The sequence below is a fragment of the Microbulbifer maximicatervae (SeqCode) genome (assembly GCF_052468295.1).
On the sequence record NZ_CP174340.1, the window covers coordinates 2,360,248 to 2,375,091 of the forward strand.

7 protein-coding genes are annotated in these 14,844 nt (G+C 46.3%); 2 read left to right on the top strand and 5 right to left on the bottom strand.

Translation table 11 applies throughout. The features are described from left to right. Positions 1-374 precede the first annotated feature (374 nt). Positions 375-1,907: a DUF1254 domain-containing protein gene (locus tag ACJJIQ_RS10770; RefSeq protein ID WP_444942003.1), complete on the top strand. Its 1,533-nt coding sequence runs from the start codon at positions 375-377 to the stop codon at positions 1,905-1,907. 22 nt (positions 1,908-1,929) lie between these two features. Here ACJJIQ_RS10770 and ACJJIQ_RS10775 read toward each other — a convergent pair whose 3' ends face one another. Continuing rightward, positions 1,930-2,967 (bottom strand): AraC family transcriptional regulator, encoded by a 1,038-nt coding sequence (locus tag ACJJIQ_RS10775; protein WP_444942004.1) that lies wholly within the window; start codon positions 2,965-2,967, stop codon positions 1,930-1,932. A 115-nt stretch (positions 2,968-3,082) separates the two neighbouring features. On the opposite strand from ACJJIQ_RS10775, the gene ACJJIQ_RS10780 reads away from it, so the two are divergent. Further along, complete coding sequence (locus ACJJIQ_RS10780; RefSeq protein WP_445364586.1) at positions 3,083-4,612, top strand: flavin-containing monooxygenase; 1,530 nt, start codon at positions 3,083-3,085, stop codon at positions 4,610-4,612. A gap of 739 nt (positions 4,613-5,351) precedes the next feature. On the opposite strand, the gene ACJJIQ_RS10785 is transcribed toward ACJJIQ_RS10780, so the two are convergent. From ACJJIQ_RS10785 to ACJJIQ_RS10800, 4 genes are all read right to left on the bottom strand, one after another. Beyond that, positions 5,352-6,320 (bottom strand): DJ-1/PfpI family protein, encoded by a 969-nt coding sequence (locus ACJJIQ_RS10785; protein WP_445364587.1) that lies wholly within the window; start codon positions 6,318-6,320, stop codon positions 5,352-5,354. An 891-nt stretch (positions 6,321-7,211) separates the two neighbouring features. Beyond that, a complete protein-coding gene (locus tag ACJJIQ_RS10790) occupies positions 7,212-7,439 on the bottom strand; it encodes a hypothetical protein (RefSeq protein WP_445364588.1) in 228 nt (75 codons plus the stop codon). Beyond that, positions 7,439-12,433, bottom strand: a complete 4,995-nt coding sequence (locus ACJJIQ_RS10795; protein ID WP_445364589.1) for an RHS repeat-associated core domain-containing protein — start codon at positions 12,431-12,433, stop codon at positions 7,439-7,441. Before ACJJIQ_RS10795 ends, ACJJIQ_RS10790 begins: the two co-directional genes overlap by 1 nt. Positions 12,434-12,798: 365 nt before the next feature. Then, positions 12,799-14,682: a hypothetical protein gene (locus ACJJIQ_RS10800; protein WP_445364590.1), complete on the bottom strand. Its 1,884-nt coding sequence runs from the start codon at positions 14,680-14,682 to the stop codon at positions 12,799-12,801. Positions 14,683-14,844 lie beyond the last annotated feature (162 nt).

The following is a 14,844-nucleotide window of genomic DNA, read 5'->3' on the forward strand; positions in this document are numbered from 1 at the left end:
GGCACTGAAAGCCAGATAAATATTTGAATGCAAGTTAATGTAATAATTTCGGTTACAGGAGAGTCAGATCAGTAGCGGTGTGAAATTACTGACTTCAAGTAAACCTTTAAATCCAGGTCTGCCAGACAAGACATGGGCGCCAGCCTAAAAACGACAGACTAATAATTACAATAAAATTGACCTTTTAAATCACCGGCCTCACCAGATCAAAATTAAGCCAAACTTATCGCTAAAGATACCCAAGTTACGCCTGGGGATAGTCATCTTTATAATCCGGCAGTTAACACAAAAAATTGGCACGAAATAACCCCAATAGAGGAAGCAATACCACACACTTACGTATCACGCACGCCTTGCATATAGAGGTAGCTATTTTGATTCGATTACTTCAGTACGGATTTGGGTCTGTCGGAATTTTTCTTCTGTTAACCAGCCCTCTGCCGCTTTGCGCCGATTTACATCCAGAGACTCTGAAATCAATCAGTACTCCAGATAAGGTGGACAGTAGTATTGGCACCCTCGAATTCCGCGATGGCGCTCCCTACCCCCAGACCGCAGAAAAGCTCTACGACTATTTGGATCATATGCGTGCGGTGGATAGTTTCCTCAAAGGAATTCAGGGAGCATCGGTACATGCTCTGATGAAAGGGGGAAGAGAGCTTGGCGCTAAGTCTGCCAATGAAGTCTTAATTTTCGATCGATTAATGAACTCTGAGTCTCTTTTTCTCACAGGCAATACTTCGACTATCTATACGCTGGCTTTTTTAGATCTAAAACGAGACGGACCAACTGTGTTTCACTCGCCGCCCGACGTTATGGGCGCGTTTAATGATGCCTGGTTCCGCTTTGTTGAAGATATCGGCTCCTCTGGCCCGGATAAGGGGCGCGGGGGAAAGTTTCTATTACTGCCACCAGACTATAAAGGCAATATTCCCTTCGGCTACATTCCCATCTACCCTCGCTCCTTCCGACTGTGGGTGTTTATGCGCTCGCCAAGTAACCAGCCTTTGCCGGAGGCCGTGCAAAACATCAAAGACAACTTGAGAATCTACCCCCTGGCTCAAAAAGGTAACCCGCCAAGGATGGTCTTTATCAGTGCGTCTGGAAAGGCCTTCAACACCATTCACCCTAATGACTATCAATTCTATAAGCACCTTAATGAAGTCGTTCAATACGAGTGGGTTGGGATGCTTAACCCAGAAACTCGCGGCCTCTTTGCCTCAATAGGCATTGAAAAAGGGAAAGCCTTCAGTCCAGATAAAAGAATGACCAAAATTCTTACGGACGCAGTTGCAATTGGTAATGGTATAGCCCGCTCAATTGTTTGGTATCCACGGACAGACAAATCCCTCTCCGATATCAAAATCTACCCAGGCACAGATAGCGCTTGGGTAATGGCGTTTCCCGGCAAGAACATCTTCTTCAATGGCCCCGATGGCAAAACCATTAATAGTGACGCTCGAGTCAGCTACTTCTACCCCTATACCGGTGTCAGCCCAGCAATGACTGCTATTGAACCTGGCAAAGGTTCTGATTACGCCATTGCCTTTGTCGATGAAAATAAAGAACCCTTTGACGGCTCTAGAAAATACAAATTGCACCTGCCCCCCGATGTACCGGTCAATGCCTTTTGGGCAGTGAATATCTACGACAGCCAAACGCGCTCAATGTTAAAAACCAGCCAGCCCTTTCCCGCAGTAAGCAGCCAGTCGAAAGGGATAAGACAAAACTCCGATGGTTCTTATGACGTTTATTTTGGACCCAAGGCGCCAAAAGGGTTTGAGAAAAACTGGCTGGAGACCCTACCCAACAAAGGTTTCTTCGTAATCCTGAGACTGTATGGACCCTTGGGGCCATGGCTGGAGAAAACCTGGCGCCCTGGAGAGGTGGAGCCTACTGAATATTAAAAGAACCGCCCCCTACAGGCTATTACGGAGATTCCGGCCGCCCCACAATTGCGCTGCCTGCAAGGCGCAAGCGATGATTCCGGGGAGTCTCCGCAAACCAACGTCGACAAGCTCGCTGAAATGTACTCTGCTCGGAGTACCCCAACAAACCCGTGATCTGCCCCAAGGCCAGATTCGGATCGGATAAGTATCGAGTCGCCAGATCCCGCCGCACGTTATCCAATAGCTCTTCGAACCTAAGCCCTTCCGCAGCCAGGCGGCGCTGTAAAGTTCTGGGGTGGAGCTTCAGCTCCCCTGCCACAGTGCCGAGCTGAGATCTGCCGCTGGGCAATATTTCACTGAGTAATTGTCGAATTTCTACAGTTAGAGGAACGGGCAGCGTCGCACTCTGCTGCTCCAAATGGTGAATGGCCAATCGCTCAACCACTGGATCGGCAGACTTCAGTGGTGTATCCAGAAATGCAGCTGGGAAATCCATCGCACAATAGCCCGAGCTAAACAGAACCTCACACCCAAAGTAATTGCAGTAGTCACCCTCTACCATTTGAGGACCATGAGGCAGCAGTACGTTTTGCGGGCAACACTCAGTCTCTACCAACATCCGTATCATCGTCAGCGTATTTCCCAGCACCTGCTCCCGGATCTGGCAATAGCTACTGAGAGCTGGGTCCTGCCAATCAAAAACAATTCGTAGTACATCTCCCTCACTTAATGGCTCCAGTTGCATACTGAGGGATGAACTATGAAGAGAAAGAAAGCGCCTAACGGATAGCAAGGCTTGCCGTGGAGTGGCCGCATTGCATGCAACTACACCTATCCCACCTAAGCGGTCCACCCCTTGTCGCGATGCGAGGCACAGCCCCAAATCGGGGCGATCTAACCGGCGTGCTGCAGTTTCCAGCAGGCGCGCGACCTCAACAAATGATACCAAGCGGGAATCTGCCGGGCTGATATCACACGGCATACCGAACTCGGCCAAGAAGGCTTCCCCCCCGCACCCAAGCTGCTCCACGAATTCACTGAAACCGGAAAGAATACTGACTCGTACAAGGCTACCCATAACTTGCTCCCCATCTTTGTGGCGCGGAAAGACAATTATTTGTCGCAATCTAACAATAAATCATGGGCACATCTACCCAGTCTATAAGGCATAGAAATTTGCAGGGATAGGGATTGTGAAACCGACTCATTTCGATGTATTAATTATCGGCGCGGGACTCTCAGGGGTAGGAATGGCTTGTCATTTGAGTCGCGAATGCCCCAGGCGCAGCTTCGCCATTATCGAGCGTCGGGCACAAGTCGGCGGCACCTGGGACCTCTTTAAATACCCGGGCATTCGATCTGATTCCGATATGTACAGCTTCGGCTATGACTTCCAACCCTGGTCCGGCGAGAAAATACTCGCGGATGGCCCATCTATCCAAAAATATATTGAAACCACCGCAGAGCAATATGACGTTAAAAAGAGAATTCACTTTGGAATAAGTTTAACTACGGCAAACTGGTCCAGTACAGACCGAGCTTGGACTCTGGAAGGTCACAACACCGAATCTGGCAGCCCAGTGAGATATACCTGTAGTTTTCTGATTGCCTGTACTGGGTATTACGACCATAAAGAGGGCTACTTGCCGCAATATCCAGGTATAGAAAACTATCAAGGAAAACTGATTCATCCCCAACAGTGGCCAGAAAACCTGGACTACCGCAGCAAGCGTATTATCGTGATCGGCAGCGGCGCTACCGCTGTTACCCTGGTCCCCTCGCTCGCAACCACCGCCCAACATGTCACCATGTTGCAACGCTCCCCAAGCTATATCATTTCAGTTCCATCTATCGATAAAATCTCTCGTGTACTATCAAAATTTTTGCCAGCACCCTGGGTCCACAGACTAGGACGCTGGCGCAATATCAAATTGCAGCGCTGGATTTTTAAAGCTGCTAAGCGCTGGCCTAACTTTATTAGAAAGTTACTATTAAAAGATGTAAGAAAAAGCCTTCCAGCTAATTACGATCTCAGTCACTTCGACCCCAGTTACAACCCCTGGGATCAACGTCTCTGCGTTGTACCCGATGGAGATCTGTTCTCCTCAATCTGCTCAGGAAAAGCTTCTGTTGCCACCGGTGAAATAGAAACCTTCTCAGGTAAGGGTATCCTACTTAAATCAGGGCAACAATTAGACGCAGACATTATTATCAGTGCGACCGGATTAAAGTTACAAGTTCTAGGAGGTATCAAGCTCTGTATTGATGGTGCACCGGTAGCAGTCAATCAAAAGATGACTTACAAAGCAGTGCTAATGGAGGGGGTTCCTAACATCTCATGGGTATTCGGCTATACCAACGCTCCCTGGACTCTTAAAGCAGACATTACCGCTCGCTATATTTGCCGATTATTCAAGTATATGGAAACAAATAACTTTCAAGTGTGTACAGCGATAGATAGCGAAGGCAGTTCTGAACAAGGTTCGGTAATGAGCAGCCTGGACTCTGGCTATGTAAAACGGGCAAATGGAGAACTTCCCAGGCAAGGTAAGCGCTATCCATGGCGCCTGTTAAATAACTATGAAGAGGACTGTAAGATACTCCTTGATTCAGCGATTGAGGATGAATTTTTAACTTTTTTGCCCCACCAAATTGACACCGAGAAAACTCAAAAGGCACAAGATAAAAACAACACATCCTCTATCGAAGTAAGCAGTATTTAAATTTCAGGTAGCATTAAGAATGCGAGCCTCGGCTCGCTTCTATTTTACTTTTCATCAGGTGCACGGATATAGAGGCCGCACAAAATGCCTAACTCCAAGCCCAGACTAAAACCCCATAGTGAACAACCGCTATCAACATAATTTGACCTAACAGTCGCGCCTCACAAAAAAGTAACAAACACTTATAATTAATCCGCCACCGATGCCTTCTCGAAATTCGTTACGGGCTTCACGTAACCATATAATCTTGGGGTAGCAAATCCGAATATTAGGTCACCAGACGGGATGGCTTACTGTGAGAGCTATGAGTATTTTTTTAATTTTGTCCTCGCTATCAATAGCTTCAATGGCGTCTTCTGTAAGTATACAACTAGAAAACTGGGACAGAATTTGTCAAATTCAAGTTACCGGCGGAAAAAACCCGTCGTTCACAAATTTTCAAACATTTAATAACATTAAGAGAGGCTGGTCAATTTCCAAGCCCTATCAAATATGCTATCGCCGGAATGAAGAACCTTCCCAATGTCATTCAAAAATGACGATGTGGCGGTGCAAACGGTATGTTCAATCTGAAGACCAGAAAGCAAATACTTTTCCTATATTCTAGGTTTTATCGTCTCCACCTTTAAAAGTTTCGCCTAGCCGCACGACAACCAGATATCGCCCGCGCTACAACTGCACAAAACAAACCGCGGGAATTGGGTAAAAAACCCGCACACCTTTAACGAAAACTACCAAATTATGATGCTTGATCTAATATGCTGAACTTAAGCACCCAAGGATTGATATCAGAGGGAGCAACAAAGTCAACTTGTAATACAGTACGATCATCAGAAAACTGATACACCCATTTATTGTCAATAGACGGCCCCTTCCTCCACTCGGGATTTTCTTTCATTTGCTCACTTATCCAGGCTTTTACAGCTTCCACATCACCAGAAATCTGAAACGCGGTGTACCATTCTTCCAGGCTACCATAGCTATACTCCTTAGAAACAAACTTAATTGACTCAGGCAAATCACCAAGGTTTGGCATGATTTTATCCGCCATCATCCCCCGGATATAGCCGCCCTCTGGCATCCACAGGTACTCAATCTTCGCTGCGACACTTTTGGCTTTTTCAATCGTATCAACCTTGCTTACCAGATATAAAGCTCCGTCTATACCAGATGAAAGGCCAGCTGTTGTAATAAACTTGCCGTTATCAACAAACTTTTTATTCTTTACCAATTCAACATCTGAGAAGTTCTTCTCGAAAGAATCAAATGCTCCGCGAATGGTGGTTGCTTTCTTACCATCCAGGAGTCCGGTACTCGCCAAAATAAAAGCACCGTTACATACCGATAGAACATACTGAGCCTGTTTGGACTGCTCTTTAATCCACTGTAATACTTCCGGGCTCTCCATTGCTTCATTAATACTGCCCCCAGGGATAATTAATGCATCAAATTGATTGTCCTGATCGAAGCTGGTATCTGGAGCCACTTTAAGCCCCATGGCTGAAGTAATGGTTCCACCATCTTCCGAAACCGTTGTTAAACGATAATTAGCTTGCCCAAAAACTTCATAGGGACCGGCATAATCAATAGTTTGTGCACCGTCGTACAATAATATCCCTATATGGAAGGCATCTTTAGATGTGGAGTGGGCCCAGACCATATTGCTAAAAAGTAGCGAGCATAGGCCAGCCCAGATTAAAGAACGCATGGCTATTTCCTTTTTATTTTGGTGAGATACATACTTAAGTGCTTATCGGACATCTCAAGCAAAGCTCAAACATATAGACGAGGTATTTCTAGGCGGTACAGCTAGAAGTTTAAGTTAGTGGAACTGGTCGCAAATGACATAAAGTCGACAAATTCAGACATCAAAGACTGAATATGAGACGCTTATATCTCACTGATAATATTTGAGTTGGATATTGATAATGCTTGTATACGCTCTGATACACATTTTAAAATCTCAAAAAGCATACTCTCCAGAAACTAGCACTGAACCGACGAAATATCAAAATATGCCTATACCTCAACTGGCCAATAGTAAGACAATTGCTTAAATAAACATTACTTTTATCTGCGTAATCTTTGATGATCACGCCTCAACCCAACAATATATTCATGCAGAAGTCTCAAGTCTACGATCTAAAAGGATATCCTTTCAGATAGATCACTACTTAGAACTAGTGGATAAGAGTAGCCAACACCTTGCCTTACGCAACGTCACCAAATAGCCAAGAGCACCTTTCCCACTCCTAAGCACCTGGGAATTTCAAAAAACACAGACTCTATCCGATCCAAATTAAGAACTTAAATACCAGTAAAAGAGACAGCGAGGTAAGCCCACACACACCATCAGATCAACGCTAAACATATGAAATACGACTGCAGTACTATCTTTTAACTACACCTTACAACCCAACATTACTTCACCTAAATGGTATTACTCGCTATCTGCATTTCCCATTTAACCTCCACCTCACCCCCCGTTAAACGTATATTTATTTCCTATAAAAAACTAAAGAAAATAACTATCAAGCAGATGCCAACAGTAATATTATTTATTTTTTAATAACAAGAGAGGGGGCGAACAATATTACGCTCACCTCCAATCAATTTCTTTCACTCCTTTATACTCCAAGTATGCCACAGTTGCATCATTAAGATTATCCTCCTCAACAACCAAATCCATCTGCAACCCACCATCTAATATATATCTTGGGATTTTATACCCAGGAAATCTAACCAAAACAAAGCAATCCAGACCACCGTGAGGTTCGATTACCCTCTCTTCAATCTCATCAATTGAAAACCCGTAAAAATTATCCATTAAATACTTTCCTTTTCAAAGTAATCAAATGGTAGCGGACTAAATGCTGTTGTAGCCCCATCTTCTGAATAAACAATAATATGAGGTTCTATCGCAGCACCCGGATCTTCTTCCCTTAGCTTAGATACTCGCTGCTGCATAATATTCAGATCGGCTTTTGATGGTGCAGTCTGGAACCGGTTTGGCGTTGGATGTGTATGGGCCAAAGGGTATACATCGACAGCAAATCCAATGGTAGAAATTCCACCATTGTTAATTATTAATTTTCTCTTTCCGTCAGGACCGATTTTGTAACCCAAACCAAACTCAACAGTTCTACCATTTAGAGTCGACAACTTATATAAGTCACCATAATCAACTTCACTATCTTCTAAAATTATACCTTCAGGCCCTGGAAAGTATCCAGTTAATAATAACTCTTTTACTGTCGTTGTTTCACCTAACTCTTCTGATTTTGGTGGTATAAAATTTGCAATTTGTCCCCCTTGATTCATTAAGGCGCAGTATTCGGAAACGGGGCTTCTCTGTATTTGCGGTCCCGCAATAGCACTTGCCTGCCTATTCGAATGCTCTTTCTTAGCTGTTAATCCAAATGGATCTACCCAATTACTAGGGTTGGGCACATACTGGTAGCTGTTGTAGCCACCCAATAATCCAATCAGATCCTGCTGAGTAAACTCCCCGACCTGCGGATCATAGTACCTAAACCGGTTGTAATGCAGCCCAGTTTCTTCATCAAAATACTGCCCCTGGAAACGGATCGGCTGCTCTATCTGATTTTCATAGGCTAAGGCAATATTGCCATAGCTCTTGTAGGCGACACTCCATACCACTTCACCAGCTTGGTTGGTAAGAGTATCTGGGGTGCCAAGGTGGTCCAGGTGATAGTAGTAGACCCCTTCTTTGCCAAGCTTACTTTCGTTTAAAGCAACCGGTTTAAAGGTGCCCGGTTCGAAGTAGTAGGTACGGGCACTGAGGTTCTGTTTGGTTTGATTATCGGCATTAGTTTCCTTTAGAAGGGTATCGCCATCCCAAAGGAAATCAATTTTCTCATCGCCTATAGCTTTACTAATACGGCGACCCAGTGGGTCGTATTGGTAGTGCGCTATCTGCTGGAACTGCTCTACACCCTCTGCCACCTTTAATTTCTCTACACGCACCAGCTGCAGGCGACTGTTGTAGTGATAGCGCGTCTGCAGTTTTTGTCCTTTTCCACGCAGTTCAGCAATCCGATTGCCGTGAATATCGTAGCGATAGTGTGTATCACCACGAAAAGCGAGACGATTGCCTTTTACCTGAGTAGCGCTGGCTTGCTGTTTGGCTTCGTCTTTTGAGTTGGCAGCGGCAAGGATATTGTGCGCAGGGTCGTGTACAAAATACTCTGGGTTGGGCCCCTCTACCTGGGTAAGGCGGTCCAGAGCGTCGTAGTGGTAACTGCGATTACCGCGCAGGCTGTCTTCAATTTTGGCTATCTGACCAGCTTTGTTGTACTGGTAGCCACGCTCAAGGACTGGGTTTGTGCCTGAAGTGGGATCGGACACTGGCTTCTGATTTACATTACTTGTTTTGCCCAGTCTGAGTTTCTGCAGGCGGCCTTGTGGATCGTAGTCTCTCTGGCTTTCCAGCCCATTGCCGTGTTGACGCAGGCTTTCCCTACCCTGTTCATCATGGCTGACACGAGTGATTAACTCATCAGTATTACTACCTAAAGGGCGGCGGTGCAGGCTTTGGAATTGTCCGGCAGGGTTAAAAGTAAACTTAAGTTCTTCTCCATCGGGCAAGGTCGTGGCAATACGATTACCTGCTGCATCGTATCGGTGACTAAGCTTTTCTTTGCCCTGCCAGTCGCCGGTAACTCGGCCATTGGCATCGTATTCCCAACGCAATTTGCTGTGGGCATTTTCCGCCTCTATCAATTGCCCACTGCGGTTGTAGCGGAAATTGGTATTGCCGTCCGGGGTGACCTCTTCCAACAAGCGGCCAAAGGGATCGCGCTCGAAGATGGTATCGATACCTTTACCGCTGTCCGTATCGGTCACGGCTCTGGAGCTTACCAAATGGCCGGCACGGTTGTAGGCATAGCGGGTAACGCGGCCGTCGAAGCCTACTTCTTCAATCAGGCGTTCGTTGAAGTCGTATTTAAGCTGATAGCGCTCGCCGTTTTCATTGGTGAGCCCGATTAGGTTGCGCTCGCCGTCATAGTGATATTCCAGACGGCTGCCATCCGGGTTGGTGCGGGCCTTTACCTGGCTGAGGCCATCGTAGGCATAGCAGGTACTGCGGCCTTCAGAGTCAATAACTTCGGTAAGTAATCCATGGGGGTTGTAGCTGTACTGAGTACGAGCACCGTCTGGAGTGGTCACCGCATGGATACGATCCTGAGCGTCGTATTCATAGCGGGTCAGCTGGCCGGGGGCGTGCTGCACTTCTTCCAGTCGGCGAGCACCGTCGTACCGGTAGTGCTGGGTACGGCCCATAGGGTCTTTTACTGCGGCGAGCTTGCCTTCGGGGTTCCACAGATAACGCGTGGTATTGCCGAGAGGATCGGTAAGACTACCGATCAAACCAACGGGGTTATAGCCGTATTGGGTCTTGTTACCGAGGGGATCTTTACTGGCCACGATCTGGCCATTTTCGTTGTACTCCCTTTGCCAGTTATTCCCAGCAGGGTCGGTAACTTTGGCGGGCAGGCCTTCAGCATTGTATTCGATACGATGGTTATTGCCGGCGGCATCGCTCTTTTGTATCAGGCGGCCCTGGTCATCGTACTGGTAAATTTCCTCGCGAAGGCTGCCATCGTCGCTGGGCAGTTGTACCCGAGTAACCTGCCCCAGGTCGTTGTAGCTGTAGAGAGTCTCTGCACCTTCGGGATCGCGGTGATAGATCGGCAGGGCCCGGTCGTTAAAGCGGTAGCGCTCTTTGCCGCCACGGGTATCAGTAACAGTAACGCCCTTACCATCATCGTCCCAGTCAAACTGGTAATTGTAAGTCGCCTGACCATCGATTGGGTCACCCCACTGTCTCACACAGCGGGCAGAAGGGCCTTCGGCATCCCACTCAAAATGGAAACGGTAGCCAGTTTTTATGATGCGCTGCTTAATTACATGGTGATGGTATTGGTACTGCTCACTGTAACCATCGGCGTCGGTGGCTTTAACCAAATCTCCAACATCGCTGTACTCATAGCTTGCGAGTACTTTAATGTGGCCATCGCGAGTTTCCTTCTTAAGCTCACCGATACGCAGGCTGTTCGACTGCCCTTGCGGAGGGCTGATATGCAAGGCTTCACCGAGGCTGCTCTCAATGCATATTAAACGCTCATCGATATAGTGGAACAGGTAGAAGTTACCATAGCCATCACGTATTTCCGCAAGCTTAAGTCCTCCTGTTACACCGGTTGCCTTAAAGTGTTTTTGCACGCCATTGGGAGCCCCGTAAGGGGTAATAATCCAATGATCGCCGGCGACACGAGTAAGTGTTAAATGCTCAACAACATTGTGGCTGCGGTCACTATCCCCCGGAAAGGGAAAACTAATTACCCGACCCTCCGCATCCATAAACTGAACACTTTTATCAGGTGCCGTTATTAACCTCTCTCCCAAGGTGTGAGTCCAACCATGACCTAATCCGAAATCTTTGGGATTACTACTGCGGTAAGTGCGCTCAAAAACAAGGGGAAGCGGTCCGTCTAATAGCGCATCGACTAAGGTCAAACGCTCTTCCCCGGTTTTTAAGTTAATGGGATCACCGCCTTCAATAGCACAACTATTATTAGGAACTTCCTTCCCAGTATGGCTTGTGCCGGTTATGGTCCCAGCTTTATCGGGCTGGTCAGAGATTGTATTCTGAGAGCTCTGCGAACCCTGGCTGCTGTCAGAACCCGCTTCAGAATTATCATTGGCGGTTCCTTTACCGCTTTGCGACGCTCCTGCACTTGATGGTTGCCCACCGGAGGAAGGTGGTACTGTAACTTCAGAAGAACTCAGATCAGAGAAGCTCGCCTTATTACCCTCAGTACTTCCTGCGCGTTTATGGAAAAATACATTGCGACGCTTTTTGATTTTGGCAAATTCCTGCATTAGGTTACTAACGCCCTGAAGAGACCTCAGTAAGCCCGCATTATCTTTGGAAATCTCGACAGCGTTGGAATCGCTCATGGATGCTACCATGGCGAATGTTAAGATAATCTCAAAAAGGCCATTTTCTGGTAGGGCAACCTCCGATGGGTATAGAGCTTTTAAGTAATCGCGGAAGAAACGTAAACTTGTTTCACGTATTCTCGCATCCTGGTATAAAGTTTCAGCTACTTCAAAGGCTAACTCTAAGTGCTGCTGGGTAACTTTATTGGCATCGAAACCAAGCGCATCTACTAGGGATCTGCTAGAAGTCGGTATAGATTTTTCATCTTGCTTTTCAATGCTCTTTTCATACAGCAGATAGTTCCTAGCGGTGCACCCCTGCGCCATCAAAGGGCGAATAGAACTCACCAAAGTCTCTACTTCAGATAAATCTTTACGCCATATTGCTAGCCCTCCGGCAAAGTCACTCTGATCAGTAGATTCATTGTTCGATAACCTTGAATTAACTCGCCCTAGGTCAACAATATACTGAAGGCCTGTATCGATTTTAGGAATCAATTGGGACTGCTTGTCGGCTAGCACCGCATCAGCAAATGGAGCCTCTTCGATTACCAAGCGGTTTTGAACTAACTCCTTATAAATAGCTCTCTCAACCCAGGAGTAGCTTGAAGGAGCATCTAAATGGAATGAGGCTGATAAATCACCCCATCTATAAGGCTGCTTGCCTGGTTGAAGAGGATCTGAACAACTCCCTCCCATACCCAGGAAGTAATCGTAAATTTCTTGAAGAGATGAAACACTGAACATTTCCAGGGTTTGCTCAGCACTAGTTGGCAGTGAAGATCCGGAGCTAAAACCGCTACCTCTTCGAGCCAGGTAAACAATTCCATATGTATTCTCAACAAATAGCTGCATAGCTCACTCTTTATTGATTACGAACCAGCCATGCAACATTCCTTCGCTGCCAGCTCAAAGCAAAATAAAGTCCACTAAAAGTACTCTGCCCTTTCCACCTTCAGTCTTCGCAACTCAGGGAGTCGGAACGTCTGTCACCACTGTTAACGAAAAGTGGTTTTCGGAACGGGAAAGCCGCGGGATTATACTGAGGGGAAATTGGGAAATGGATTACACAGGAGCACAATAAAAAATAATGCACCCTAATGTAATGGCACGTATATCTGAGTTACGAAAACAACTTAAAGAGAGGGAGATAAATTACTACAGATGCACAGGTATAATTCAATTTGGGGCAAGCCTAAGCTTACCCCAAATCAGCGCAATTAATTTACGCTGTCAGAATGATAAACTATTGCCTGCCAAACATTTTGTTGGCCGCCTATATAATTATCCAGGGTAGGATTCTTAATATAGCTCCAGGCAACTTTACCATTACCCAAGTACATAGGCTCATCCAAACCACCCCAACCGTAGTCAGTCAGTTTTACCGGCCCCTCAAGTACATTTAAGTCAGCATCAATCTCCATTACATAGTAGGCTTTTGGCACCAGCATACGCATGGCCTCACCACTCTTATTGTAACTGCGATTGTACGGGAGGTTATCGGAGATACACTGGAACTGCGCGTAACCAAATAAGTAACGGCCATTTTTCAGATCAACCAACTGGGGATCACTAATTTGGCAATCGGAATCCGTTGCCAGCCATTCAATGCCATTACCTTCAATACTGCCTTCCCCATCAACTTTTGCAATACCTACACGTGTCAGGGAAGTAGTATCCAAGGCATCTCCAGAATAGAGACCCTGCCTGGAAATTACGGGATATTCACCACTGTCGATATATGAGAAGAAGCAATTGCGAATGCCGTTATCAGCACATTCCTCATCTAAGGGGCCATCACCACTTGTATCAATGCCCAGCTCATCCTGTAAGAACATATCCATGTTCGAATCTTCAATGTACTTTGGAGAGACAATAACTGAGAGATTTGTATCGGCATCAACCGGGACAACCGTATGGCCACCACCGTTGGATATCATTGCACTTGTCGAGGGCACTAAATGATTATAGGTGCCTTCATAAACAGAGGATCCACTGTCCTCCATTTTAATGGCTATCGCATTCAGGCCCGGGGATGGATAATATTTATTTCCATCGCTGGTACACAGAGCCCCGTACATCTCATTCCCCGGGTTATAAAAGGCTCGAATATTCAGAACGTGGCCATGACCACACGCCCAGTACCAACCCCGGTGATCATCCCCGGAGAAGGACATTGACCAGTCATCCCGATTGATTACTGTCAGCCCTGCCGAATAATGCGAACCGCTAACAAGAACACGAGCTGTCACGGAAAACGCATAGCTTGTGCGCCCCTGGCTATCATCCTCTACGTACAATAGCTCCTGAGTCCCCAAATGAGTGCCACCATGCATTTTATTGACAACATAGGCATCTGGAGTTTCTGTTATAGGCTTGTTATCCCACTCCATTAGCCAGATCTGGTCATTATACTTCTCCTCATTATCGGTACCTGCAACACTGTCAAGATTATCTTCAATCTTCATCCAGGTTGTACCGTACTCTTCTACCAGATCTTTCTCGATATCATATCGCTCACTGGCCTTATATTCTGTATTGCATAAAACAGCTACCCTGGAGCAATCCGAACTGGCCGTAATACCATGTGACTCATAGCATTGATTCAGAATGGTGGCGTTACCCGTCGGCTCGAAGCTCATGCTATCAGGGTTATATTGAAGCTCGTAAACGGACCCATAAGTTGTATCAGAGGCACTATTCCCCTCTGACAAAGTTGTGGATACATACATTTTTGGCTGGTCAGTATCCGTAGCACAGGAGGCCGTATAGCTACGGATAGGAATATCAATATTTTCCTCATCCTGCTCACTGTCCGTACGGCCAATATAGTGGGCCAGCTGGTAAACCTCCTGAGCATTTACCATTGCATTAGGCAAAGTGATATCTGTAGCGGTAATTGTCGCAAACCCAAGCTCAGCTGTTGATACATCTCCAACGGTTACAGTCGATGGGTCATTATCAGGTAATGAGGAATCATCCCCACCGTCGCTCACGGGTGGTGAATCGGAGCCAGAATCCGACGAACCTCCCCCCCCACCACAAGCTGCAAGTGCCGCAGTTAGTGCAAGTACTAATAATTTCTGCCCGAATAACTTTTCCATAATCGCCTTAAGTGCCGTGTTTTTTTATTTTGATGTTAGGTACTGTCCAAAATATAAGTTCCAGACAGTCATGAAATGCAAAAGTGGGCGGAATTTTAGCGGAAACGAAATTAAATTCTGTGCGTAACTTAAAAAAATATGAACACAATGAGGAAGTTTAAA

What these genes read in the sequence shown, in the direction of transcription:
- ACJJIQ_RS10785 (WP_445364587.1), bottom strand. Translation starts at nt 6,320, where the DNA reads ATGCGTTCTTTAATCTGGGCTGGCCTATGCTCGCTACTTTTTAGCAAT.
- ACJJIQ_RS10800 (WP_445364590.1), bottom strand. Translation starts at nt 14,682, where the DNA reads ATGGAAAAGTTATTCGGGCAGAAATTATTAGTACTTGCACTAACTGCG.
- ACJJIQ_RS10790 (WP_445364588.1), bottom strand. Translation starts at nt 7,439, where the DNA reads ATGGATAATTTTTACGGGTTTTCAATTGATGAGATTGAAGAGAGGGTA.
- ACJJIQ_RS10775 (WP_444942004.1), bottom strand. Translation starts at nt 2,967, where the DNA reads ATGGGTAGCCTTGTACGAGTCAGTATTCTTTCCGGTTTCAGTGAATTC.
- ACJJIQ_RS10795 (WP_445364589.1), bottom strand. Translation starts at nt 12,433, where the DNA reads ATGCAGCTATTTGTTGAGAATACATATGGAATTGTTTACCTGGCTCGA.